Raw genomic sequence first — 25731 nt, 5'->3', positions numbered from 1 at the left:
CGGCTTATCCTATTTAGCGAGCTGACTATCATATCATGTTTTAATAGTCTGTCAACTTCTTTTTTTATCTCGTTTCAATAAGTTAACTTGTTAATTTACTGTGATTGCTCACTGTTTTATTAACTACTTTGCCTTAATGAGGTGCGTATTATAGACGCTTAATTCGCTAAGTCAAGAAGTTATTTTTATTAGTTTAAAACTAATTTATTTAAAATATTCACTGAGTGATTGCTCACTTCCTAAATACTCTTCCCTTCTGACTGGGTGGCATTATACTCGGTTTGATGGCGCGGTCAAGCACTCTTATAAACTATTATATAGTTTATAAGAGACCCCTAGGAATACTGGCTACTTATCAAGGGGTTAGCGGTTTGGTAGATTATTTAATTTTTGGATTTTCATTCTATAAATGAATTTCACACGTACACAACGCACCTCTATATAGGCATTGCACATCTAAAGTACATTAGTGTGTAAACATCATAGTATGGATAACTCATATATAGGTGACTCGCCTAAATAGTTATTCGGCTATATATGTATGTCAGGAAACTAAACCTACTTAATGAAACTTGCATCATCTAGCTGCTTCCGACATTACCTAAGGATATAACTTATATAGGTGAGTACATTTATCTCGGCACATTTTGTCTACCACTAATCATGCCTACTTTAAGTCACCTTAACTTTGCTCATCATTAGAGTCATTGGATTTTAAAGTTGCCAACCGTTACCCATTGTACAAAAACTAAAAAGACAACCTAATGGCTGTCTTTTTAGTTCTGCATGTTGTTTCAAGTTTCGTCACTGCTAATGAGATAACACGACCAGTTTTATTAAATTTAAGTGCAGTCTCTGAGGTGAGCAACTCCTCACCACAGAGACTAACTTTCTAATTATAAAGATGGTTGTGCAGTTTCTTCTTCAACTTCAACATTACCATCAATTTCGGAATCAGCTTGAGCCATATCGTCCATACCTTCATCGTCAGCTTGGGACATATTATTAAATTCTTCAGTTTCAGCTTGAAGTCCATTATCCATACTTCCAGCTTCGGTTTGCATAGTAGTATCTGCAGTCGCAGTTTGTACCATTGGTTGTTCAACAGCCATTGCTAGACTTGGAATAGTAAGCGCAGCGCCAGCAAGTAATGATAAAGATAAAGTAAGTTTTTTCATTGATTAATTCCTTGATTTACAGATTTAATGCATCAGTTAAAAATAAGCCTAAACGGTATGTCATGCAGCTTGAATCCATTTAACAAATAGCACTGTCATAAATAAAATTACGATAATTATTTAAGCGATTATCATGTTCAATTTGGGATCAGAACATTATGATCCAATCTTTATCAGTCATAATTTCCGAACACAAGACTACCAATTAATAACTTTGGCTTTCAGTAGTACAAAAATTACCAATCTAACGTTCTTATTTTTTTCTTGTGACATTGTGCAATTGCTATAGCATCTTTGTTATATCAGCATATCAAGTTCTACTTTCGATAATTTCTGCTCTCAACCCCCATAACTAAACAACATCCATTCAATTAATTATTAAATTTTACTTAACAATTCATACTTACTATTTTTTTATAATCTTTTAATTTTATTTATCCATTTATCGACACTCCATGTATTTTCTTGAGTGTTGAATATTTATTAAGCTATGCCGTCAATTTTTGATGTTGCAAGAGTAAAAGTATGTCGGCAACAGTCCGATAACAAAACTTAGTCATCATATTTTCGAAGTAATGCGGATTTTTTTAAGAACATGACATTTACTAAGGGAAATTTTTTTAGATATTACTATCATAGATTTCAAAAGTACGTCATAACTCATCGTATTTTCGAATATTAATATGATTGATTTACAGCTTCCACTTGAATATCTAACTTTACCTTTTTTGCCATGCCTAACACTATATATTTACTAATACCCCACTTCGTTCTATCGATAGTTGTCGTAAAGTCTCCACCGCACACCGATTTTTTTAATATCGGATTTAAATAGCAGTTGAACTTGGTAGCAGTGAGCGTAACGGGGTTGGTCTGCCCATGTAGCGTCAATAGGCCATCAACTTTCATAGTGTCATCATTAGATAAAAAGCGTCATTTGGTAGAGTTGAAACGAGCCACTGGAGATTTTTCGATATCAAGGAAATCTACGCTTTTAAGCGTGCCATCAAAAGCTTTACTGCCTGTATTTAAGGTATTTAGAGGAATTGAGAGAGCGATATTGCTCTTTTTAGCCGTTGGTTCATAATCAAGCTGACCGCTCAAATTATAGAGGACATCGGTGTTCGTTGAAGTATTGAGAGGTTTAATGGCGAAATGTATGTTGGTATGGATAGAGTCGATATCATAGGTGGTCGCATAACTACTGACGATGCCTACTGCACTTAGACATAAACCCAATAAAAATTTGCGATAGAATAATAGTACCTTTGAGAGAAAAGCATGACTCATGATGACATTCCTTTGTGCAGTAAATGACATACATCCTTTGTGATCATCATACGAGCTCATATACTAATAAAAAACAATACCTAATCGATAGATATTGTCTTTTCCGTCTTAGCGATTCGATTTATGACAAAAAATCAAAGCACCAAATTAAACTTTGCTATCTATAGTTGATTTATCTTTGCCACTTGGTGTCAGCCATTTAGCGAACCAACCTGACACATCATCCATTAAGGTATAAACTACTGGAATGACCACTAGACTAAGTAACGTCGAGGTCACCAAACCACCCAGTACTGCTGCTGCCATCGGGCGACGGAATGTAGGATCCGCATCACCCCAACCAAACACCAATGGCAACATGCCAGCGCCCATCGCAATCGTCGTCATAATAATCGGACGGGCACGCTTACGACAGGCATCAATCATCGCATCAAACCTTGTTAATCCACGGTTTTGGGCGATGATAGCGTAATCCACTAACAAGATAGAGTTCTTGGTTGCGATACCCATCAACATAATAAAACCAATCATCGAAGGCATCGACAAGCTGCTATTAGTAATCACTAAACCGATAAAAGCACCACCGATTGATAGAGGTAATGCCACTAAAATCGTAAAAGGCTGTAGCACTTTGCCAAACAGAAGAATCAATACGCCTAAGATACAGATGATACCGACTGACATGGCGATGATAAAACCACTAAACAGCTCAGCCATATTTTCGGCTTGTCCTTGATCAATGATAGTAATTGATGCAGGCAAATTTTGCATTGTCGGGGTATTTTTGACTGCTTTTACCAGCTCGCCAAGCTCGCTATCTGCAGGCTGTACCGTAATACTGATCGCACGCTCACGATCAAGACGTTTTATCTGAGCAGGCCCTGTGCCGAAATCCAAACTGGCCACTTCACTGATACGCACGCCTTGCCCTGTTGAACTACTGCTAGATACGTATAACCCTTCCAACTGATTGACGTTTTGTTTTGCGATATCAGGCAAACGCACAACAATAGGAACCTGCCGTGTATCTAAATTGAGCTTAGACAAACTTTGCTCATAATCCCCGACCGTCGCGATACGTAAGGTAGTCGCGATATCTTGTGTGGTCACACCTTTGTCTGCCATCGCTAGTCTGTCAGGCGTCACGGTTAACTCCTGACGCGGTAGACTGCGGTCGCTAGTGACTGATCCCGCACCTGGCAATGCACGAATATCGGACATAATCTGCTGCGCGGTCTCTTCAAGTACTTGAGGGTTGCTACTGGTCAGCGAAAAGTTATATCCCGTCTCACCACCACTCGATAGCCCAACCGTAAAACGAGCACTTGGCACCTCTGACAGTATCGCGCTAATCTTGCGCTCAACCTGTTGTTTCGAATCTCGCTCGGCACGCGGAGCCAATACGATATCCAGACTGCCTATATTTTCTGCTTTACCACTACCGGAATCCGAGTCCATCGACTCTTGTGCCTCACCAACAGACGTAAATATATTAGTGACTTCTGGTAATGCCAAAATACGAGCGCTCGCTAATGCTGCAACCCGTTCTGTATCTGCTAGTGCCACATCAGGTGTTAGCTCAATGGCTACTCGTGTCTGATCAATGTCATTGTCAGGGATAAAAGCGGTCGGTAATAACTTGACCAATCCTAACGAAGCCACGAATAATACCAGCGTCACGCCCATCGTTATCCAGCGATGATGCAAGGTCCATGTGACTGATTTTAGATACCACGTCATCAGTTTGCTTTGCTTTTCGACATGATGCTTTTCTGGCCTGAGTATGTACGCTGCCATCATAGGTGTAATCAGACGCGCGACCAGTAGAGAGGCAAAGATAGCCAAAGCAGCCGTCCAACCAAACTGCCGGAAAAACTGACCCACGACACCGCCCATAAATGCCGTCGGCAAAAATACAGCGATTAAGGTAAAGGTTGTTGCCACTACCGCAAGCCCAATCTCATCAGCCGCTTCCATTGCTGCCTCATAAGGCGTCTTTCCCATCCTGAGATGGCGAATAATGTTTTCGACCTCGACGATAGCATCATCGACCAAGACACCGATAACTAGGGACAAGGCCAATAAGGAGATAATATTTAAGCTAAAATCAAACAGATACATTGCTAAGAAAGTAGGAATAACTGATAGTGGTAACGCAACTGCGGCAACGATGGTCGCGCGGACGTTGCGTAAGAATAGAAACACCACGATTACGGCTAATATGCCGCCTTCGATTAGCATCTTTATAGAAGCACTATAATCTTCTGCTACTGGCGTTGCGGTGTCATAAACCTTATCAATCTTAATTTGGCTCATCTCTGCGGTAAGCTTTGCAAGCTCTGTATCGACCAACTCCATGACCTCAACCTCACTAGCACCTCGCGAACGAGTAATATTAAATGCTACAACGGTCTGCTCATTCAGCTTGGCAAGAGAGCTTGGGTCAGCAGCACCATCAGTCACTTGTGCCATACGCCCCAGCGCTTGCGTACCACCAGTCGGCACTGCTATTTGCAAGTCATTAAGCTCACGTGCCCGCTCAACGGCACCCAATACACGAATCGTTTGGGTCGCATTACCTACCTCAGCTTCACCGCCCGCACTGTCTTGCTGGATACCACTCAACTGCTGCGACAACTGTGCAATCGAGAACTGCAAACCACTCAGAGCGATAGGATCGGCAGCGACTGTGATTTCACGTTCAAGACCACCTATCCGACCGACCGTGCTGACCCCAGGAATATCTGATAAGCGCTTGGTGATTGTGTCATCAATGAACCAAGACAAATCCTCAACGCTCATATTATCGGCAGCGACTGAATAAGTCACAATCGGAAAGCCTGCTGTCGATACTTTGGTAATGATAGGATCGTTGGCTGCTGCAGGAAGGTCTCCGCTCACTTCTCCAACGGCTGAACGCACATCGTCGACGGCTTCTTGGATATCTTTTTCTAATACAAACTCTGTCGCCACCGTAGCAACACCTGTCTGTAACGTCGTACGAATGCGCTTCACACCTTCTATACTCGTGATTCTGTTTTCAATCTTTTTTGCAATATCGTTTTCGATTTGAGAAGGGGCTGCACCAGGGAGGGTGACGGTCACAACGACTGCGGGTAAGTCAATATCTGGAAACTGCTGCACTTTCATTTGCATAAAGCCGTAAATGCCGCCTAACGTCAGGAGCACAAACAGCAAAATAGCAACCAGCGGATTTCTGATCGAATAAGCTGAGACATTTAAACTCATGAGCGTGCCTGCTTATCTGTGCCAGTCGTGGTTTTATCGGCAGCCGTGTCAGCTTGGTTGCCTGTTTGAATTGCACCATCCACGACAAGCACCAAATCACCATCATTTAAAAAGCTTCCGCCTTGCTTCACAATCTGACTATTGGCGGGCAATGGCTCTGTAATCTCTACACTATCGCCAAGTCGCTTGCCCAACGCTACTCGTTGTTGCTTGATACGACCTGTATTTTTGCCATCTTGAGTCTTCATGTTAGTGACTAGCATGACATAGTCATAACCATCGTTGCTCACGATAGCGCTATTTGGTACTGTCTGCGTACTGGTACTGCCTAATAGAAACTCACCCGTCTGATACATACCTGAGCGTACTTGTGCATTAACGGCCAAACTGGCATAAATAGTAATCTGACGGTTATTATCTGCCGTTGGTGCAATACGGCTCACCTGCCCCATTACAGAGTCACCACCCGGTAAGCTCACACGTACTGGCGTACCAACATTGACTTCACCAATAAGTTTGGGATCGATATCCGCGCGCCACTCTAAAATACCGCCTTTAATAATAGTAAATAAAGGCTCGCCACCGGCTACCATACCTACTTCAACCATTTTTCCGCTGATGATACCGCTTACTGGCGCGACCACTCGAGCATTATCCACACTCAAGCGCTGAGTGCTTAGTCGAGCTTTTGATGCTTGCAAAGACGCTCTGGCTTGAAGCTCAGAGGTACGATAGCGATCGGCTTCTTGTTTACTGATAGCATCAATATCAAGCAATGGCAATACGCGCGCGGCGTCAGCACTAGCATTAGCCAGCGTCGCTTCTGCCTCTGCGACATCCGCTTCTGCTTGTAACACTTGCTGCTCCATCGCATCGGTATCAAATATAGCCAATACCTGACCTGCTTTGACGCGATCGCCTTCTTCGACCAAAATACGCTCGATAGCCACGCCGTTCACTTTTGCACTGACATTCGCCGTATCTTTAGCATTAATAGTTCCATCAGCACTTAACGTGTTGCCGATATCATCTTGGCTTGGTGCGATTGTTTCTACTGACAATACTGCCTGCTCTGTACTGCCGTCGCTAGTACCATCACTAGGCGCACTGCTAGCATCTGTAGAACCAGCTGCCTCTACTTCACCATTACCCCAATATTTTCCAAGCAGGACACCAATAATCAGCACCGCCACTAAAGCAGGTAACAGCCATAATGGTAACTTTGAAGAGGATTTACCCACCAATGACTCAGACTGACGATACGGTGGTAGCTCAGCTCGTTGAGAGGGCTCAATATCAGAGGTTTGCTCGCTAGTCGGCGATTGCTTATTATCAGGGTGTTTAAAATCACTCATAGTTGGTCTCTATAAATAAGCACGGTACTAACGCCGTAAAAAGCATAAGGGAAACAAGATGATACAGCCCCATCTTATTAATAAGGGTTTTTAACATTGTAGACTAACTCGTCGGCGGGTCAATTATGTTACATACCTGAGTGGTCAGTTCTTGTTCATTCTTAGGATATAGTAAGACTTTGAACTTCATAAAGATATTGCTACTAACTAAAGGTTATATTATGAACAATGAATCCGGACTAAAGACGCCAACGTAGCCCAACATTCCTATTTAAACTTTGTGCGTAAGCACCTCTTCTTCCAAAACTCAATGACCAAATCGAATACATGATTGGAGGTTTTTACACTGTGCTTAATAAAGGCATTTTTACAACTTAATGTGACATCACATTGAACGGATTGAGATGCAACAATGGCTCTTTGAATAATCAACTGTGAAAATCGATGATACATACTCCCTACAGTTCAGACTTGAATTTATGGGGTAATTTGTCATTATTAAGAGGACCTCATCAACAAAGGAGCCAATCATGGCTAATAAGTCAGAAGTGAAGAAGCTTAAAAAAGAGATTAAAGAGACCAAAGTAAAAGTTAAACAACAGAAGAAAAACCTCAAAGATCTCAAAAAATCATTGAAGAAAGTGAAAAAATCTAAATAGTTTTGCCTCGGCAAACAGAAAAGAGGACAGCATTGGCTGTCCTCTTTTTTATTGATCGTCAATTTACTGATTCAAATTGCAGCGCTGATTAACATTGGTTAAGTGGTTAAGCATTGGTATAACGACTGGCCTCTGGCATCCAGCGATGAATCAACTGACTGACATCGGCTTTACGTGTAGGGTCTGCAATTAAATGCTTGGCCAAACGTTGAGCAATCGCAAACAGTTGCTCATCACGAATGAGGTCGGCTAAATAATAACCGACATTGCCAGTTTGGCGCTTACCAAGTAGCTCACCCGGTCCACGCAACTCTAAATCTTTTTGGGCAATGACAAAGCCGTCGGTACTATCGCGTAATACATTCAAGCGCTCAGTACCCGTCTCTGATAATGGCTTTTGGTAAAGCAGCACACAGTAACTTTTAGTAGAGCCGCGCCCTACTCGCCCGCGCAATTGATGTAATTGCGACAGTCCCAAGCGTTCCGCATTTTCGATAACCATTAACGAGGCATTGGGCACATCAACACCGACCTCGATAACCGTTGTGGCAATGAGCAAGTCTAGTTCTCCCGCTTTGAATTGCTGCATGATGGCTTGTTTATCAGCAGACTTCATTTTGCCGTGTACCAATCCAATACGAATATCTAAACGCTCGTTTAAGTCTTCATAAGTCGCTTCGGCCGCTTGTGCATCCAATACGCTAGACTCTTCTACCAATGAGCAGACCCAATATGCTTGCCTACCTGCCTCGCAATTAATAGCAATACGCTCAATCACCTCATCACGGCGGTTCCGATCAATGGTCACCGTAGTAATCGGCGTACGTCCCGGTGGTAACTCATCAATGATAGAGGTATCCATATCGCCATAGACACTCATAGCTAGCGTACGTGGAATCGGTGTGGCGGTCATAATCAGCTGATGCGGTGTACTATTGGCCACGCCTTTATTGGTCAGTGCCATACGCTGCTCAACGCCAAATCGATGCTGCTCATCAATGATCACCAAGCCCAATTTGGCAAACTGTACTTGCTCTTGAAACAACGCATGAGTACCGACCACAATTTGCACGGTGTTTTCAGCGATTGCCTCCAATGATTCACGGCGCTGCTTGGCAGTTTGCTTGCCAGCGAGCCAGCCCACACCGATACCTAACGGCTCAAACCATTGTTTAAAATTGACCAAATGCTGCTCAGCTAAAATCTCAGTCGGCGCCATTACAGCCACTTGCCAGCCACTATCAAGCGCATAGCCCGCTGCGCCCGCAGCCACTAACGTTTTTCCAGCTCCCACATCGCCTTGTACTAGCCGCAACATAGGGATAGATGTCGCCATATCAGCGGTAATGTCTCGCATTACTCTTTTTTGTGCGCCCGTTAAGTCAAAAGGCAATGCGCCAAATAAGGCATCAGCCAATGGACTTTGAGTGGCGCATTTAGGAGCTTTATGTTGATGCAATTGCTGGCGGCGATACAATAAACTCAGTTGATGCGCAGTCAATTCCTCAATAATCAAACGTTGGCAGGCAGCATGAGTACGAGCACTTAGCTGGGTTAATAGTTTGTATTGCTGTCCAGCATCGGTATAAGTAGGCGGCGTGTGTAGTAAAACTAAGGCTTCAAATATCGTCAAATTATAGACATTGGTGTGCGCCGATCGAGCTGCTGCCGTATGGATATCGCTATTAGCGCTGCTGTTAATACTACGATTGCTATCATAGTCCGTTGCACTGCCTCTATTAACGCTATTACCAATCATGTTGTCTGGCACACTACGTGCCAATGTCGAAAAGATATCTTCTGAATAATCATGCTCTGCTATTAATGACTTCGTCGGCTCAAAAGGTGCCAATGGTAAGTCTGCTACGACACTGAAATCGTTCGTAGTAAACAGTGTCATTGGCAGACCTTGGCTGCGCACTGTCTGTAATGCCAATTTAATTAAGGTGCGCAGCTTATTTTGATGTAAGCCTTTGACGCTAGGATAAATCGGCTGCAATCCCGTATTGGTCATGGCAACACTATCAGTGATAATCTGATATTCAGGATGACTTATTTGCTTGCCATATCGACTGACTTTGACTTCACCGAATAGTTGCAACTGTGTACCCAAACTCATCGTTTGCGCAAGTCCACGATAAACTTTAAAGAATCGCAAGGATATCGTCCCTGTATCATCATCTACCACGACCGTCATTCCACTGCGCTTAGTATCGACATGTACCACACGCCCAGTGATTAATCCCGATTGCCCATGTTCCACATCTGCGATGGATACCAGTCGGCTACGATCCTCGTAATCACGTGGTAGATGCAGTAGCAAATCAAATATTCGCTTTATATTCAACTGTGCTAGCTGCTCTGCAACTTTTAGACCCACGCCTGCCAGCGCTGTCACAGGCATATCTAGCGCTGAAACTGGCAGCTCAGATCTAAAGTGGTCTGATGAGTGAGCTGAAGAAGGGCTTGTCGATGTTGGCATCAAAGATCCTAGCGAGATTGTTTTATAAGTATTAATGTTTTTAAGTATTATAGATTCGATTTTCTTAGTCTACATTTACTGCATCTTATAAAATTATAGTTATCAATTGCATATAGAATAATGAGTCAGTATGACTGTCGTTGATAACCTAAATGCACTCCCAAAGTACTATATCTTTTAGATTGAATAAGTCTAACGACATTGGTCATACCTTTGGAATTAAAAGTCTATTAATAGTCCATGACTTATAGTCAGCGATTTCTCAGTATGGGTTTGCAAATATTATTAAGATAAATGAATCATCTATATCATAGCAATAACTGATGTATTATTTTCTAACTTATACAACTCTCTAAGGTCTTTTTATGCCTGCTCCCACTTTCAGCCATCCACTTCATCATCGTTTATCATTGCTACGTGTGGGTACACTTACTACATTAGGGTTAGTTATCAGTGCTTGTAGCACCTTAACTCCAGCGACTGTCACACCTATAGTTCCTGAAATAGAACCGCCTAGTATAGCCTTAGTATTGGGTGGCGGGGGCGCTAAAGGCTTCGCTCATGTGGGAGTAATCAAAGCGCTAGAAGAGAACGGTATTACACCGACCCTCATCGTTGGCACGAGTGTTGGTAGTTTGGTTGGTAGCCTATATGCAAGCGGTTACACGCCTGCACAGCTTGAGCGATTGGCACTAACGACTAAGGATAGCGAGTTAACTGATTTCACTTTATCCAATCAAGGGTTTATCGAAGGCCTCAAACTAAAAAACTTTATCAATGCAAAAGTAGGCGAACGCACAATAGAAGACTTTCCAATTCGCTTTGCGGCAATTGCTACCGAAACACACACACTAAAAAAAGCAGTCTTTACTACTGGTAATGCAGGACTTGCTGTACAAGCATCTTGTAGCGTTCCTAATATCTTTATCGCCCCACGCATCCCTGAAAAAGTCGGCAAGAAATATATCGATGGTGGTGTGGTCAGCTTAGTGCCTGTTGATAGCGCTCGTGATTTGGGCGCTGATATTATCATCGCAGTAGATGTGACAGATGCGAGTGACAATAATGCCACTAAGCTTAAAGGCATACCGAACCTTAACTCACTCAGCAGCTTTTGGGGATTGCTAGAAAATACTATCGCGGCTCAGCCAAGTACCAATCATAGCGCAACAATGCGTCGTGAACGAGATGGTGCAGATATTGTCATTACCCCTGCTGTTAGTCACATCAGCTCAATAGATACTAGCCAGCGCCGCGCCCTCATTACGGCTGGGTCACTGGCTACTACTTCACAGATTGATGCAATCAAGCAGTTAATAAAGCAGAAGTCTCAAAGTAAATATGCGACTCTCTGAACGATACATAAAAAAAGTATCTAAAAACCTACACTCAAAAAAAAGCACCACAGCAATGAGCTATGGTGCTTTTTATAATTGTGTAAATAATGACGAAGAGAATACGATTAAATAAAGTCTAATATTCAAACATCGATGTCGTTTTACACATACACAATCATTATTTTACACGCGCACGATATTTGACTGCAACTGTGTCGTTAAGACCAACGCCTTCCATATCCCAACGTACCGCTTTATAGTATTTCATATCAACATCTTGCAGTTGATTGTCTACTCTCGTACGCAATGGCATACGCGCAAAATTATTACCGTCGACACTACCATACGGGAACTCCGGTGCTACCGTACGCATTAACTCTACTTCATCAGGAATACTCATGGTTACCGTCATTTTACGCACACGATCAGCGTTGGTATTGGTAAAATACCCTTGATACTCTAAGACATTGCCTGACTGTAGGCGCGTATTTGCATTGACAGGAACTAGAACTTCTTCACCATTTGCATCAACACTGACCAATGATGCTGTGATTTTGCTATTCACGGCTTGTGCACTTGAACCTTGATTGACATTGGTTTGCACAGCCACTGAACTATCCACAGCTTGCTCTGGCGTAGGCAGCATCGCCGAGGCTTGTGTTGTGACAACCATCGCACCGATGAGTGTACCGGCGACAACGTGAAACAAGCGATGACCGCTCCAAGCGCTAAATGGACTAGCAAATTGATTGTTTTTTTTCATGGTTTTCATTATCCCTGGTTGATATATCGGTAGAACGCAATTGGTAAAGCTTGAAAAAATTCTAATATATTGTCAATCATACATACCCATCACCACTTATATGGAGCTATATAAGATTTCGAGAACGGCTACTTAGCACTAGCTGATTTTATATGATTGGGTATATCTGTCATGACTCACCTGATGACTGTTGAGAGTAGATGATTCATAGTTGATAAAGAACAACCTATCATTCTATAAAGTCACATCCAATCAAGTATCGTATCAGGCTCATTGTTTTTATTGATTATCTGCGTTCGCTATCTGTAAAGCAATAGCGTTTAGCATAACAAAAAGCATTTGTCCGTACACTAACCCCGTGTTGAGGTTGTGTATATCGTCAATCAGCTATAAAGATTCATTAACACAACTGAAATAAAAGATAGCTCATAACGGCATTTTTTGCTATGGTAAATCTTTAGCGACCAGCATCTTTTTGCTACGCACCTTTTCTTATTCTAACGACTGCTGCTCCCATTATGACTACTAGCGCCATGCCCCAAATCAACCCTGAATACGTCCATTGGTTTCGCAACTCTGCTCCATACATAAATACACATCGTGGTAAAACTTTTGTGATTATGTTTGGCGGTGAAGCGGTCAATCACGTCAACTTTAGCACGCTTATTCACGACTTTGCTCTATTGCATAGCCTAGGGATCAAGTTGGTACTGGTGCATGGGGCACGACCGCAAATCGAAAAAAACCTTAAAGAAGCAGGTATCGCCTCTCCATTGCATCAAGATATTCGAATTACCCCAAGAGCAGCAATGCCTTCTATCTTACAAGCAGTAGGCGCGATTCGCTTGCAACTTGAAGCACAACTATCAATGGGACTTGCAAACTCACCAATGTATGGCTCACGCATTGATGCTATCTCAGGCAATTTTGTCACGGCACGTCCTTACGGTATCCGTGATGGTATCGATTACCAAATGACTGGCGAAGTCCGTTCTATCGACGTTGAAGCCATCAAAAACAACCTACTACATGACCATATCGTTATTTTGGGTTCAATGGGTTATTCAGCGACTGGCGAAGTTTTCAACTTACTTGCTGAAGACGTTGCACTCAATGCCGCCGTCGCACTTGGTGCTGACAAACTAATATTCTTGGGTGAAGAAGCTGGCATCAATGATGGTGATCGACTATTGCGCGAGATGATTCCAAACGAAGTCGATCGCTTCTTGCGCGACCGTGACCTGAATTGCGAAATTAATTATTTCTTAAATTGTGCAAGTTTGGCATGTCGCAAAGGTGTTCATCGCACACATATCATTTCTTATGCCAAAGACGGTGCATTGCTAGAAGAGCTTTTCACTCGTGATGGTTCTGGGACACTGATTAGCCATGACCCTTACGAAGAAATCCGTCGGGCCAATATTGATGACGTAGTTGGCTTGATCGAGCTCTTATCGCCTCTAGAAGAACAAGGTATTTTGGTCAGTCGCTCACGCGAGCGCTTAGAGCAAGAGATTGATAACTACAGTGTCATTGAACGCGACGGTATGATTTTAGGCTGCTCAGCCCTTCATCCACTAGATGCAGATTCAGCCGAAGTCGCTTGTGTCGCTGTGCGTCCTGAGTATCGTAGCGGTAATCGCGGTGCTGATTTACTGGCATTTTTGGAACAGCAAGCACGTAGCCATGGTCTGCATAAACTGTTTGTCTTGACGACTCGCACCGCCCATTGGTTTGTTGAGCAAGGCTTTGCTGAAGTTGAAGCCAGTGCACTACCTGAAGCACGTCAAGAGCAATATCATAATGGTCGTAATTCTAAAGTATTCCAAAAGAACCTTTAGTACATCAGTAAGATGCTCATTTAGACTGCTTTGATTGGATGAACACGCTTAGAATTTAAAAAGCTCGGTTGAAAATAAAAAAGTTCAGTCATAAAAAAGCCCTCTTAAGTTAGAGGGCTTTTTTATTATTTAGTACTACGCTTAATAAGTATGAATACTCATTATTTCACTGATAATAATTCAACAGTAAATACTAGCGTACTGTTAGGCTCGATGCCCGCATTACCCGCTTCGCCATAAGCGATGTCTGATGGGATGTAGAACTCGTATTTTCCGCCTTCTTTCATCAACTGTAGACCTTCTGTCCAGCCAGCGATAACTTGATTTAGTGGGAACTCAATTGGCTCACCACGCTCATAAGAGCTATCGAATACCGTACCATCAATCAATTTACCTTCGTAGTTCACTTCAACCACGTCAGTTGCTTTTGGTGATTTACCAGTACCTGCGGTTACTACTTTATACTGTAGGCCAGATGCAGTTTGTTTTACGCCTTCTTTTTTAGCATTTTCTGCCAAGAACGCAGCACCTTTAGTTTTGTTGTCTCCAGCTTTTGTTTCCATCTCTTTGACGAACTTTTCTTCTTGCTCTTTTTGATACGTTGTCAATACTTCTTGCATTTGCTCTTGAGTCAATGCTGAATCAGTACCTTCATAACCATCACGGAAGCCTTTTTCAAAAGTGTCAAGATTCAGATCGCCGACCGCTTCTTTATTTCCTTCAGCCATCATATATCCTAAGCTGTAACCGACCTTTTCGCTTGCTGAACTTTGTTCAGTGATTGAAACACTTTGAGCAGCCGTTTCTTGGTTGCCATTATTTGTGCTACAGCCTGTTACTAACAACATAGCACTAGCAAGTGCACTAACGCTTAAAGTAGTGATTTTTTTCATAAAGTACTCTCAAATTGTAAGAATAGTGGCGAGATGTCACATGCTTCTATAATAGCAAATCTTAGTTTTAGGAGCCATGTTTGGAATAAAATTATCGGACGAGTGTACAGTCTGTGTTAATATTTATCTACATAATAACAAGTTATCACACAAATATAGTAACAGGTTAAGCTTTCTGTCTTTAAATCTACTAGGACATAAGCTAAGCTGAACCAGTTAATGTGATAAATAATCCAGTGCTTACCCTATCAAAAATATCTAAATATCAGTAATAAAGTTATGAATACAAATCACACAGATATTTTTTGATAAGACCATCTACTCGAAAATTAAAATATCACTATATAGCTTATTTTGGAAAACACTATTTATTATAACCATTATGTATTGGTCACGCTCAATATCAGGCTCGTCTACGATATTGTTCTACAGCCTCTGTATGATGATTCAAGGAGGATCAAATGAATCCAATGTACACATCTTTCAACGGTTATCTTGGCGGGCCTATCGGCTCTATTATTGGTGCTATCCTAATATTTATCATTGGCTGGTTGGTTGCACTCGGTATTGCAGCCCTAGTTCGTAACGTACTATCTAAGATTAATCTTAATCAACGCATGAATTCTTCAACAGGCAAAACCTACGACTTGGAAGGTATTATCTCCAAGATTGTATTTTGGTTTATCTTTATCATCGCGATTTCTGGAGCGTTGAACCAATTGAACTTGAACTCAATTTCAACACCGTTTGCAAATATGATCAATCAAGTGTTGGCATTTATTCCTAATCTTATCGGTGCTATCGCTGTTGGTGTTATTGGTTGGGTTGTTGCTACTGTTGTGCGTACCGCCATCAATGCGGCATTGGCTAAAACATCAATGGACGAACGTTTAAGCGCTCAAGCCGGTGTAAAACCAATGAGCAGCACCATTGCAGATATGGTTTACTGGTTCATTTTATTAATTGTTTTAACCATGGTACTTGGTCAATTACAGCTTGATGGTCTATTCGCACCATTGACTAATATGGTTGATAAAATCTTCAGCTTTATTCCTAATATCTTAATTGCAGCTGTAGTCTTTGTCGTTGGTTATATCATTGCTAAAGTAGTGCGTGGCATCGTAACCAACCTTGTATCTACGTTTAATGTGCAAGAACTTGCTTCAAAAGCAGGCTTAAGCGAAAAAAACAGCCTACCTAACATTGCTGGTTCATTAGCATTTTTAGTGGTTATCATTCCAACTATCATTGCGGCATTAAATGCTTTAAAAATCGAAGTTATTGCTCGTCCTGCGACGAACATGCTGAATAAAATCATGGAAGCATTGCCAAATATCTTTATGGCAGCGGCCATTTTAGTGGTAACTTTCTATGTAATTCGCATGGTTGCCAACATCATTAAAGGTCTTATCGAAAACACTCAAATCAATCAGTTGCCAGCCAAAGTTGGCCTGCAAGAAACGATGGGTGATAAGAAAGTATCTGACCTAGTTGGTTATGCCATTGTTTTCTTTGCAATGCTGTTTGCTGCAATTGCCGCTGCTGACTTATTAGGTTTTGAGCCTATTTCAGCTATCATCACGATGTTCATTGCTTTTGGTGCTAATATCATCTTGGGTGCTATTATCCTATTCATCGGGTTTTGGCTTGCTAACATTATTGCAGGTGTGGTTGAACGCTCTGAGCAAGGTTCACAATTCCTAGCAAATATCGTACGTGTATTGATCATGGGCTTAGTACTAGCCATGGGTCTAAAAGCGATGGGTATCGCAGATTCGATTGTTAACCTAGCATTCGGTCTAACATTAGGCGCAGTAGCCGTTGCTTTTGCCCTATCATTTGGTCTTGGTGGTCAAGAAGCAGCAGCACGCTTCCTACGTAAAATGCAAGACAAGATGGATCATGAGCGTACTGAAGCCAAAGCAAAATCTGCGCTTCAGCCAAAAACATCAACTCAAGAAAAAGTGGCTGATTCAGTTCGTGAGAACACGCCTTCGGCTACAAGCACATTAACTGACGACTTACGTACAGATGTAGTGGATACCACTCCTGTTAATACTGATGACATCAGTAATGATGGCAACGTATTACTACCTGGTAGCAGTTTGAATGACGATATCAATAATAAATAAATAGTTATCCTCAATTTCCAAATACAAAAAAGACAGCCTAGGCTGTCTTTTTTTATGCACTTGATATAGTCAGTTTAATATAATTTAGATCCAAGGAAGCCGAGTGAAAGTACTACAAGTAGTAAACTAAGCGAGACTGACACCGTATCCAATTTATAGAGGATTGAATATACAATCGCTCATGCATTACCTATCACTTATCCTTGCGCGCAGGAATAGAGAGATTTAAGTGTACTTGAGGCCGCCCATCTGCTTGGCTGTCTTTTTTAAGAGTTTTATTTGCTGGTGCTGTACTTGAAGCTGTTTGTTGGATTGGCTGTGAACTATCATTCTGATGCTGAATATCTTGATGTTTAAGACGCTGCAGTTGCTTGGTTAGCTGACGTTCACGCTGAGTCATGGTATCGACTGGCTGAATCCATAGATCAATATCGATGAACGTATCATCAGCCTCGGTGATAAAATCAATACCCAATACAATGACATGATGAAGCTCAATTATTGGTAAGCGTGTGGCGACATCCTTTGCAATCTGTGCCAGCTTTGGTTGGACAGTTGCCTTGCTATTGTGTCCTGTGGCCTCCTGACCATAAAACACCAATACATAATGTCGACCCAAACTTTCATAAGAATGTTGATGTACGACATAGCCATCCTTTTGCAATGAGGCACTTTGTTTGGGATGTCTATATATCGTACGGATAAGCTCGTGGCGTGAAAACAAAGATTCACCCAGCAGTTGTTGCTGCCAGCGCACAAGCGGTATGTCTAACTGATCATTATTATTAATTATTTGCTTTTTGCTATACGTTTCGATCATTTGCATACTTAACTGAGACCATAGCGTTGCTGCTTGCGTCATATGCTGATGATACATCTGCGCAGTTGTACTTTGATTTTTGTATGCGAGCGTTATGGCTACAAGTGCTGGGTTAGGCTCATCCTGAGCCTCATTTTTAATGAGTGCGTTATCAACGGCAATAGCAGAGACAAATAAATCTGGACTTTGTAAGAATTTCTTAACCAATGCCTCTTCTGATTCAAAGCTTGGTACATGACTCGTGGCTGAATGCTGTAGTTGCCCTAGATGATACGATAAAAAATGCCATAACTCAGATGGTGTTCGTACCGCTGCTGCTATCGAGTACCAATCATCCCAGCTAAATACTTGTAACTGCTGCGTGTTCTCATTCATATCCACCACTAAGTCTTCTAGAAAATAACGAGCACCGAAATTGTGTTTCAGTCGCTGCAAGACATTGTGTTTTTTATTATATTTATCGTTTTTAGCAGCGCTACTCCTTCCTCCTACAAGCTGAATATCAAAGATCAAAGCATCATAACCGACTGCATCATTGTCTTCATTTTTAGACAGTGATGCTTTGTACCATGAAAGCGCGGCTTTTACCGCGATCATACGTACAGCCTCAATATTAGCCAATCCCGTATCAAACGGTAAGTATAGTGTTAGCTCCAGCAGCTGTAGTTTGCCAAGTGTTAATTGATATTGATAGTGGCGCGCAATATACTGAGCATTATAGTCATGCTCAATCATATGCATACCAGTTAAAGCGACTGCGGTAGCATCTACTTGTAAGTAACAGGCCAGCTCGGTAGTCAGATAGCCCCAGTCGGGCATTGTAGAAATCGAATGGGACACAAGTTCCAACCTTTTATTATTGAATGGATATGTTCTATGGTATGTTATTTTTGCTTATGAGCACGATGAAACACAGTCGCTTTCACAGTGCTGAATTGTTATGATGATATCAAAGTAGCACCACTTATACACAAATTTGTATATATAGACTGCCTGAGGAAATATCTATCTTATAGAGTCAAAACAATACTGAGATAAGAAAGCAGAGCACAATCGATATATTATTAAGGTTAGCTAGTTTAGCGACGTAACGATTCTATAGTGGGCAGACTATATACGCATCAAACTTATTTAATCATTCTCATATAATAACAAGGATTGAACAATATGAAGCGCTTTAAAGAAAAGACCGTCATCATAACAGGCGCAGACTCAGATATCGGTCGGGCAACCGCGCTACGATTCGCACAAGAAGGAGCCAACTGTATCATTGTTGGTATTAATTCTGATATTTTAGGATACATCTACGAAGATCTGCCACAAGATCATACCTGGATTAACACTGGTAACCATCTTACCGTAACCAGTGATATCAATGACCCAACCCAAACAGCAAGACTAGTAGAGCATGTACTCGAGAAGTATAATCATATTGATGTCATGGTCAATATAGACACTGCGGTTGGTATTCATCAGTCAGTCATTCCCGAGTTAATAAAAACAAAAGGTAATATCGTTAATATATCAGCACTGACTGATCTATCAGCAGACTGGAGTATTGACACGTATAAAGTAGAACAAAAGAAGCTGACTGAACTTACAAAGAAACTGGCATTAGAAAACATACCAAATAATGTGCGTATTAACGCGGTCACTGCTGGATTTGTGACAACGGATATCAGTTCAAACTCATTCGTTACTCACTCGCCACTAGGAAAGACAGCCACTCCTTTCGACGTTACAGCAGCTGTGATGTTTCTAGCCAGCGATGATGCCGCTATCATTACTGGTATGAACTTGCCTGTCGATGGTGGGGTTAGCACCTTCACAAATTAGACCAAGTAAGAAATCTTCGAAAATACTCTTAGCCCTTATTTAAAAACCCCCTGATATATGTATATTAGGGGGTTTTTAAATAAGGGCTATTATAATAACTGCTTTAAAACGTTTTAATTAGCTGAGTCATTCACATCTTGTAGAGGCTGCGATAAACGCTCAGGGTGTCTTGGAATCACACCTTCATACTGCTCATAGATTTTTGGCAAGTCAGTATCGATATCACCACTAGGATAGACCAGAGACATAAAGCGTATCTCTTTAGTATTGTAATCCATAGCGACTGGTAAAATCGGTACACCAGCACCCACTGCCAAATAATAAAACCCTGTTTTCCACTTCTCGGTATAGTCACGTGTGCCTTCTGGTGACAATCCTAAAAACAGTGGTTCACCCGTTTTAAATTTATCGATACTCGATTGCAGCACCGATCCCTTGTCGCCACGATCAATGGGGATAATGCCCATCCAGCGTAGTAGTTGCGCAAGGACTGGTACTTTAAATAAAGTGTGCTTACCCATGATACTAATCTGCAAGTCTAGCGCAAATAGACTGGGGATCGCATACACACCATCGACATTAGAGGTGTGCGGTAGCGCTAGCACCACTGCCTGCGAAATATTGGGTATCTCACCAACGGTAGTCCATCCCGAGGCTTTTAGCATGGTTGACGCAATGAGAGGTGCAATTTTATTACCACGTCTTGGAACTAAATCACCAAGCTGTGCTCTACTGAGCTTGGGTAAAATTTTAGATCGCTTAGACGAAGAAGCTTTAGAACGACTAGAAAACCTTGATGTCATGATGGCACCATATAATAAAAGATACTTATATAATAACATTAAGCTTATGCGTCTAAGTTGAGTTTTATAAGCTTTTATTACCTATCAAACCCTCTATTTATGAACCATCCATAATAAGATACCTGTGAATAAGTGCGCTTATCACGAGCAAGTTAACAAAATCATTTATGGAATGTTAGCCAAATTGCCTTTATTCTCAAGCCATGACTTGCGATCAGATGCCCGTTTTTTTGCGAGCAACATATCCATGACACTATTAGTGAGCACCATATCGTCCATATCTAACTGAACCAAACGTCGGGTATCACGGTTCATAGTTGTTTCACGTAATTGCTCTGCACTCATCTCACCCAAACCCTTAAAACGGGTGATTTGCGCTTTTTTATTGCCCGGTACGTTGGCCAAGATATGCTCAAGTTCAGGCTCATCTAATGCATAATGTACTTCTTTGCCTACATCAACACGGTACAGAGGCGGCATCGCCACAAATAAGTGGCCTGCATCAACCAATGCAGGAAAATGCTTCACAAATAAAGCGCAAATCAATGTCGCAATATGCAAACCATCAGAGTCAGCATCCGCTAAGATACATACTTTGTCGTAACGCAGCTCAGATAAATCATCAGAAGCAGGATCGACACCGATAGCGATAGCGATATCATGAATCTCTTGGCTCGAAAGCACTGTATCTGAAGATACTTCCCACGTGTTTAGGATCTTTCCACGCAGCGGTAATATCGCCTGATAGTGACGATCGCGTGCCTGCTTAGCACTACCACCAGCAGAATCTCCTTCTACTAAGAACAGCTCTGCCCCATCACGCAAATCACCACGACAATCTGCCAACTTACCTGGCAGCGCTGGCCCTTGCGTTATTTTCTTACGAGCAACTTTTTTAGCAGATTTTAAGCGACGTCCTGCCTTATTGATAGCTAACTCTGCAATTTGAGTACCCATGTCTGCATGTTGATTTAACCACAGGCTAAAAGCATCTTTCGCTAAGGTCTGAACCGCTCCAGCAGCTTCGCGGCTAGATAAACGCTCCTTAGTTTGACCAGAGAACTGCGGCTCAGAAAACTTAAGCGACAGGATATAATTCACGCCATCCCATACATCTTCTGCTGTCAGTTTTACACTACGCGGCAATAAGTTATGAATATCACAAAATTCACGCAATGCTTCCAAAATACCCGTGCGTAATCCATTGACGTGTGTACCACCCTGAGCCGTCGGGATAAGATTCACATAGCTTTCTTGAATGGGCGTACCACCGTCCGGCAACCAAGACAACGCAAAAGTAATGCCTGCACGGGCACCGTCTTTGGCTTCATGGTTATAATAAAACGGTACTTCTGGCAAAGTCTCAAGACCGTCTAGCTGCTCATTTAAATACTCGACCACACCATCGGTAAATTGCCACACAACTTTTTCATTATTGATCTCATCGGTGAACTCAATCGTTAGTCCAGCGGCCAAAACTGCCTTAGCTTTCAGGTTGTGCTTGAGCTGTTTAACATTAAATTTCGGTGAATCAAAAAAGCTACCATCAGCCCAAAAGTGTACTTTGGTACCACGCTTACGCTTGTTCGAGCTGATAGCTTCAGTCAAAGGTGTGACTGGCGCACCATTTTCAAACGCCATATCAAACTGTGTGCTATCACGCCATACCGTGACCTCGACCCGTGTTGATAGCGCATTGACGACAGATATACCTACACCATGCAGGCCGCCTGAAACCTCGTAATTGGAAGTCGAAAATTTACCGCCCGCATGTAAACGGGTTAAAATCAGCTCAATACCTGATTGATTAAATTCAGGATGGATATCTGTTGGCATACCGCGTCCGTCATCTTCGACAGACAGCGACCCATCACTATACAGCTGAACTTTGATAGTCTTTGCATGACCAGCCAAGGCTTCATCAACTGAGTTATCGATAACCTCTTGTGCCAAATGATTAGGGCGTGTGGTATCGGTATACATCCCTGGGCGACGACGTACTGGCTCAAGTCCTTCTAAAACTTCTAACGATTGCGCATTATATTGACTCACAAATGCATCCTTAATTATTCATGTACGATTAATTCTATTAAGCCATTATAACGAAAAATAGCGACGGTAACGCTAATAGTCCGTCGCTCACGTCATATAATGTCGTCTATTTAGGCTTGTACTAAATCCTGTAGGATATCCATCACCATCGGCAGCTGCTCTCCAAAGTCACTAAAGCGATGATCGCCACCTGTTTGTACTGTTACTGATGCACCCTGCATTTGATAAAAAGCTTTAGACAACTCAGCGCTTAATAGCTCATCACCTTCTTTGAGCAATACAGCGACCTTGTTGGGATAATTGATGGCTGATAGTTGATTTTCTTCAAACCATTGCAAATCAGCATTGGTGATATCCCAGCCGCCTGCTGTCGAATGTAAAACATAATCTTCAGACAATGCTGCTTTACCACTATCAATTAATACAGACTCATCAGCAAACCGCTGTAGCGTAATATGTGGCTGCGTACTAGGATTTAATAATAACGCTGGGCATCCGATATGGTTACTGATTAAGGTAGAAAAATACCCACCCAATGAGCTACCAATTAATACCGTATTGGAAGGTTCAATATTCTCATTTTCAGTATTATTATTATTTAGACTGTTAATTAATAATAGTATTTGATTAAAAACTTGGTCGGGCGTTTTATTCAAATCAGGGCGCCATACATTAATATCAGGATGATACTGCTGACAGTATCTCTCTAATAATAAGCCTTTGGTCGAGTTCGCATCACTATCCAACCCATGAATATAAATAATGTTCACGTATAATCTCACTTATTAATTTTGTTATGATTGTCTTATATAGGCTAGTGACGCTAAGCATAGCACCCGCTAAACAAAAATAATAACAATAAAACGGCACACTATTAGTCAGTATTTGCGACATAATAATGTTTTACGATAGGATTATACAAGTTAAAGGAATAACAATAATAGCAATGGAGTCGCCATGAATCAGCAGTTTGAACTGTTCGAGATTGCCAATCCATGCATTGGTGTATGTCAAAGTAATAAAAAAGGCTATTGCTTTGGTTGCCTGCGCAGTCGAACGGAACGCCAAAGATGGCATGATATGACGACTGAACAGCAACGCGAGGTGCTAAGGCTCATCGTAGGACGTAAGCTGCGTATCGAACAGATGAAACAGCGTAAAAATGAGCAGCTGGGGTTTGATTTTGATGAAGTGGTTGAGGTTGGGAGATTTTTTTAGTCTTGAAAAAAATAAATTAGATTTTGTTTATCTCTAACTATTCATCATATAATTTAATAGTACTGACTGATAAATCGTGGACTAATTCAGTGTACTCAAATGTGAACCAAGAACTATGTGACTCGAATGTGACATTAACAGGCGCTTTGATTCCACCATGAGTGAACTCTCCGACTTCACACCTAAATATAGTATCAAAATTTTCTTCAAAACAGTCTCTCCAACAGTTCTGATCTTCATCATCAACTAGATATATATTCGGATGATGGTTCAAAGCATCTAAATTCCAGTTACATAAGCTAGGATGATTCTCTTTAATCCAGTTTAAGAGCTTTTCTGTACCATAAACTGTGATAGCACTTCTATTTAAATATTTCAATTCAGACTACTCCTCATTAATTTATGCACAGCTGAAAGATTAATCCGAACGCAATAAACAGTAGTCCGTAGCCTTCTTTAACTAAAATCAGCATAGAAATTATACTCACCACAGACTCTGCATTTGAACTTATAAACCACTGTATCACCACTATTATTGTATGACTGCAATATGATTGACCAAGATTCAGCTGTCATATATTCATCAGCTAGAAACTGATCTAAGCTTTTATTTTGTAGACCTTCTAAGTCTGTTCTCTTAGCATCCCCGTGAAATTCACAAGCGTCATTGCAGTGTGATAACCATCGCTCTTGTTGCCAAGAAATAAAGCTCGGTGTACCCTCACATACTTCTCTAACAATTTCTTTATCGATGCCATCAGATAATAATAGATGAGAGTCTGAAAATGATCCGCTAAATTTCTCAGCAGCAGAACTATCCGCTATACACCATGGGCAGATCGTTTGGATATCATGGACTGAAAATATGGTAGAAGTAGCTCTAAAACCCGCAGACTTACCGCAACATTCACAATTTTCTTCTGTTTTCTCAATTGCACCTGTAGCAATTGGGTCTGGATGATATTTAAATATGGGTAGTATCATAGCCTTTAACAGTAGTAGTAGTTTTAAGCTAATTTTCTAAGATTTCTTGCACCCAACCGTTCCAGTTATCTGCGCCTAAATTATCCACTACTGTATCAGGATATTCTAGCTTCCACCATGTCAAAACTTCTAAGTATTCATCCTCAGATAATTTAAACGGCCACCATACGTCCATTCTTCCATCTTGATCACAAGGATCGTTTCCATTCAAGAAAAACTCATTCAAGAATTTATGTGGCGGAAAATAACCAGAAGTATTAATCATACCAAAAATTCCATATAGCACTTCCGTGTTTTCTGTAAGTACCTTTTTGGCTAAAGATATTTTATCTTGCATAGTTAATACTCGATATTAAATAATTTGCAACTTACATAGTATATTAATAAATATTTCTCAGACAAAGAAAAACCCCCGCCTAGATAACTAGTCGGGGGATATTTCGGAATAGAGAGCTGATGAAAGAGAAGAGCGCCGTTAAGGCAAAGCATGCTAACTGCGAGCATAGCTCTTGTCTTGCATCGGGCGAAACAGTGTTTCGCTTATTCTTCCTCAGGCAGCGCAAGAGATATCTGCAGGCATAGCCTTTCGTCTTGCACTGCGGACGACTGTCTCCCAGACAGTCGTTACTCCTTGTTCACCTTTAAATAGAATTTGCTGCGTAGGTCACTAGGGATAAAAGATAAAAAAAAGAGCCACCCCGTTAAGGATGACTCTTTTTAAGTATAGAGAGCTGACGATGACCTACTCTCACATGGACGAATCCACACTACCATTGGCGCTACGATGTTTCACTTCTGAGTTCGGGAAGGGATCAGGTGGTGCCATCGCGCTATTGTCG

At 41.6% G+C, this 25731-nt stretch carries 18 protein-coding genes, 1 rRNA gene and 1 pseudogene; 6 read left to right on the top strand and 14 right to left on the bottom strand.

The window, feature by feature from the left end; genetic code table 11:
- Positions 1 to 896: 896 nt before the first annotated feature.
- The 4 genes and pseudogenes from I6E61_RS13830 to I6E61_RS13815 all read right to left on the bottom strand — a co-directional run bounded on the left by I6E61_RS13830 (position 897) and on the right by I6E61_RS13815 (position 7072).
- Positions 897 to 1178 carry a hypothetical protein gene (locus I6E61_RS13830; RefSeq protein WP_197135280.1) on the bottom strand — a complete coding sequence of 94 codons (282 nt, stop codon included), beginning with the start codon at positions 1176 to 1178 and terminating at the stop codon, positions 897 to 899.
- Positions 1179 to 1856: 678 nt separating this feature from the next.
- Positions 1857 to 2468 (bottom strand): annotated as a pseudogene (locus tag I6E61_RS13825) (YceI family protein).
- A gap of 147 nt (positions 2469 to 2615) precedes the next feature.
- Positions 2616 to 5717 carry an efflux RND transporter permease subunit gene (locus I6E61_RS13820; protein ID WP_197135279.1) on the bottom strand — a complete coding sequence of 1034 codons (3102 nt, stop codon included), beginning with the start codon at positions 5715 to 5717 and terminating at the stop codon, positions 2616 to 2618.
- Positions 5714 to 7072 (bottom strand): efflux RND transporter periplasmic adaptor subunit, encoded by a 1359-nt coding sequence (locus tag I6E61_RS13815; protein WP_197135278.1) that lies wholly within the window; start codon positions 7070 to 7072, stop codon positions 5714 to 5716. The genes I6E61_RS13820 and I6E61_RS13815 overlap by 4 nt, the downstream gene beginning before the upstream one ends.
- Positions 7073 to 7602: 530 nt before the next feature.
- Here I6E61_RS13815 and I6E61_RS14315 point away from each other — a divergent pair.
- Entirely contained in the window at positions 7603 to 7731 is a 129-nt protein-coding gene (locus I6E61_RS14315) for a hypothetical protein (RefSeq protein WP_265087474.1), read from the top strand.
- Between the two features lie 106 nt (positions 7732 to 7837).
- Here the strand turns inward: I6E61_RS14315 and recG are convergent, their stop codons facing one another.
- Positions 7838 to 10213, bottom strand: a complete 2376-nt coding sequence (gene recG / locus I6E61_RS13810; RefSeq protein ID WP_227685966.1) for an ATP-dependent DNA helicase RecG — start codon at positions 10211 to 10213, stop codon at positions 7838 to 7840.
- 365 nt (positions 10214 to 10578) lie between these two features.
- Here recG and I6E61_RS13805 point away from each other — a divergent pair, with 365 nt between their 5' ends.
- Positions 10579 to 11568 (top strand): patatin-like phospholipase family protein, encoded by a 990-nt coding sequence (locus tag I6E61_RS13805; protein WP_197135277.1) that lies wholly within the window; start codon positions 10579 to 10581, stop codon positions 11566 to 11568.
- A 160-nt stretch (positions 11569 to 11728) separates the two neighbouring features.
- Here the strand turns inward: I6E61_RS13805 and I6E61_RS13800 are convergent, their stop codons facing one another.
- On the bottom strand, positions 11729 to 12313 hold the full coding sequence (locus tag I6E61_RS13800) for a hypothetical protein (protein ID WP_197135276.1): 585 nt from the start codon (positions 12311 to 12313) through the stop codon (positions 11729 to 11731).
- Positions 12314 to 12831: 518 nt separating this feature from the next.
- Between I6E61_RS13800 and argA the strand changes: the two genes are divergently transcribed.
- Positions 12832 to 14154 carry an amino-acid N-acetyltransferase gene (argA, locus tag I6E61_RS13795; RefSeq protein ID WP_197135275.1) on the top strand — a complete coding sequence of 441 codons (1323 nt, stop codon included), beginning with the start codon at positions 12832 to 12834 and terminating at the stop codon, positions 14152 to 14154.
- A 161-nt stretch (positions 14155 to 14315) separates the two neighbouring features.
- On the opposite strand, the gene I6E61_RS13790 is transcribed toward argA, so the two are convergent.
- Positions 14316 to 15047: an FKBP-type peptidyl-prolyl cis-trans isomerase gene (locus I6E61_RS13790; RefSeq protein ID WP_110924402.1), complete on the bottom strand. Its 732-nt coding sequence runs from the start codon at positions 15045 to 15047 to the stop codon at positions 14316 to 14318.
- 461 nt (positions 15048 to 15508) lie between these two features.
- On the opposite strand from I6E61_RS13790, the gene I6E61_RS13785 reads away from it, so the two are divergent.
- A complete protein-coding gene (locus I6E61_RS13785) occupies positions 15509 to 17179 on the top strand; it encodes a mechanosensitive ion channel (RefSeq protein ID WP_197135274.1) in 1671 nt (556 codons plus the stop codon).
- 193 nt (positions 17180 to 17372) lie between these two features.
- On the opposite strand, the gene I6E61_RS13780 is transcribed toward I6E61_RS13785, so the two are convergent.
- Entirely contained in the window at positions 17373 to 18839 is a 1467-nt protein-coding gene (locus tag I6E61_RS13780; RefSeq protein WP_197135273.1) for a hypothetical protein, read from the bottom strand.
- A 327-nt stretch (positions 18840 to 19166) separates the two neighbouring features.
- Between I6E61_RS13780 and I6E61_RS13775 the strand changes: the two genes are divergently transcribed.
- Complete coding sequence (locus I6E61_RS13775; protein ID WP_197135272.1) at positions 19167 to 19835, top strand: SDR family NAD(P)-dependent oxidoreductase; 669 nt, start codon at positions 19167 to 19169, stop codon at positions 19833 to 19835.
- Positions 19836 to 19948: 113 nt separating this feature from the next.
- Here the strand turns inward: I6E61_RS13775 and I6E61_RS13770 are convergent, their stop codons facing one another.
- From I6E61_RS13770 to I6E61_RS13760, 3 genes are all read right to left on the bottom strand, one after another.
- Positions 19949 to 20638 (bottom strand): lysophospholipid acyltransferase family protein, encoded by a 690-nt coding sequence (locus I6E61_RS13770; protein ID WP_227685959.1) that lies wholly within the window; start codon positions 20636 to 20638, stop codon positions 19949 to 19951.
- Positions 20639 to 20803: 165 nt separating this feature from the next.
- Positions 20804 to 22690 carry a DNA topoisomerase IV subunit B gene (gene parE, locus I6E61_RS13765; RefSeq protein ID WP_194198334.1) on the bottom strand — a complete coding sequence of 629 codons (1887 nt, stop codon included), beginning with the start codon at positions 22688 to 22690 and terminating at the stop codon, positions 20804 to 20806.
- Positions 22691 to 22800: 110 nt separating this feature from the next.
- Positions 22801 to 23460 carry a YqiA/YcfP family alpha/beta fold hydrolase gene (locus tag I6E61_RS13760; RefSeq protein WP_197135270.1) on the bottom strand — a complete coding sequence of 220 codons (660 nt, stop codon included), beginning with the start codon at positions 23458 to 23460 and terminating at the stop codon, positions 22801 to 22803.
- A 187-nt stretch (positions 23461 to 23647) separates the two neighbouring features.
- On the opposite strand from I6E61_RS13760, the gene I6E61_RS13755 reads away from it, so the two are divergent.
- Positions 23648 to 23908, top strand: coding sequence for a DUF1289 domain-containing protein (locus I6E61_RS13755; protein WP_197135269.1), 261 nt, complete (start codon positions 23648 to 23650; stop codon positions 23906 to 23908).
- A 456-nt stretch (positions 23909 to 24364) separates the two neighbouring features.
- Here the strand turns inward: I6E61_RS13755 and I6E61_RS13750 are convergent, their stop codons facing one another.
- From I6E61_RS13750 to rrf, 3 genes are all read right to left on the bottom strand, one after another.
- Positions 24365 to 24892, bottom strand: coding sequence for a CbrC family protein (locus I6E61_RS13750; protein WP_197135268.1), 528 nt, complete (start codon positions 24890 to 24892; stop codon positions 24365 to 24367).
- Between the two features lie 28 nt (positions 24893 to 24920).
- A complete protein-coding gene (locus I6E61_RS13745; RefSeq protein ID WP_197135267.1) occupies positions 24921 to 25229 on the bottom strand; it encodes a hypothetical protein in 309 nt (102 codons plus the stop codon).
- 392 nt (positions 25230 to 25621) lie between these two features.
- Positions 25622 to 25731, bottom strand: a 5S ribosomal RNA gene (rrf, locus tag I6E61_RS13740); the annotation flags it as partial.

The sequence above is a fragment of the Psychrobacter sp. NZS113 genome (assembly GCF_015864825.1).
Taxonomy (GTDB): domain Bacteria; phylum Pseudomonadota; class Gammaproteobacteria; order Pseudomonadales; family Moraxellaceae; genus Psychrobacter.
This window is presented reverse-complemented; position numbering and strand designations above follow the sequence as displayed.

What these genes read in the sequence shown, in the direction of transcription:
- I6E61_RS13830 (WP_197135280.1), bottom strand. Translation starts at nt 1,178, where the DNA reads ATGAAAAAACTTACTTTATCTTTATCATTACTTGCTGGCGCTGCGCTT.
- I6E61_RS13820 (WP_197135279.1), bottom strand. Translation starts at nt 5,717, where the DNA reads ATGAGTTTAAATGTCTCAGCTTATTCGATCAGAAATCCGCTGGTTGCT.
- I6E61_RS13815 (WP_197135278.1), bottom strand. Translation starts at nt 7,072, where the DNA reads ATGAGTGATTTTAAACACCCTGATAATAAGCAATCGCCGACTAGCGAG.
- I6E61_RS14315 (WP_265087474.1), top strand. Translation starts at nt 7,603, where the DNA reads ATGGCTAATAAGTCAGAAGTGAAGAAGCTTAAAAAAGAGATTAAAGAG.
- recG (WP_227685966.1), bottom strand. Translation starts at nt 10,213, where the DNA reads ATGCCAACATCGACAAGCCCTTCTTCAGCTCACTCATCAGACCACTTT.
- I6E61_RS13805 (WP_197135277.1), top strand. Translation starts at nt 10,579, where the DNA reads ATGCCTGCTCCCACTTTCAGCCATCCACTTCATCATCGTTTATCATTG.
- I6E61_RS13800 (WP_197135276.1), bottom strand. Translation starts at nt 12,313, where the DNA reads ATGAAAAAAAACAATCAATTTGCTAGTCCATTTAGCGCTTGGAGCGGT.
- argA (WP_197135275.1), top strand. Translation starts at nt 12,832, where the DNA reads ATGACTACTAGCGCCATGCCCCAAATCAACCCTGAATACGTCCATTGG.
- I6E61_RS13790 (WP_110924402.1), bottom strand. Translation starts at nt 15,047, where the DNA reads ATGAAAAAAATCACTACTTTAAGCGTTAGTGCACTTGCTAGTGCTATG.
- I6E61_RS13785 (WP_197135274.1), top strand. Translation starts at nt 15,509, where the DNA reads ATGAATCCAATGTACACATCTTTCAACGGTTATCTTGGCGGGCCTATC.
- I6E61_RS13775 (WP_197135272.1), top strand. Translation starts at nt 19,167, where the DNA reads ATGAAGCGCTTTAAAGAAAAGACCGTCATCATAACAGGCGCAGACTCA.
- I6E61_RS13770 (WP_227685959.1), bottom strand. Translation starts at nt 20,638, where the DNA reads ATGACATCAAGGTTTTCTAGTCGTTCTAAAGCTTCTTCGTCTAAGCGA.
- I6E61_RS13755 (WP_197135269.1), top strand. Translation starts at nt 23,648, where the DNA reads ATGAATCAGCAGTTTGAACTGTTCGAGATTGCCAATCCATGCATTGGT.
- I6E61_RS13750 (WP_197135268.1), bottom strand. Translation starts at nt 24,892, where the DNA reads ATGATACTACCCATATTTAAATATCATCCAGACCCAATTGCTACAGGT.
- I6E61_RS13745 (WP_197135267.1), bottom strand. Translation starts at nt 25,229, where the DNA reads ATGCAAGATAAAATATCTTTAGCCAAAAAGGTACTTACAGAAAACACG.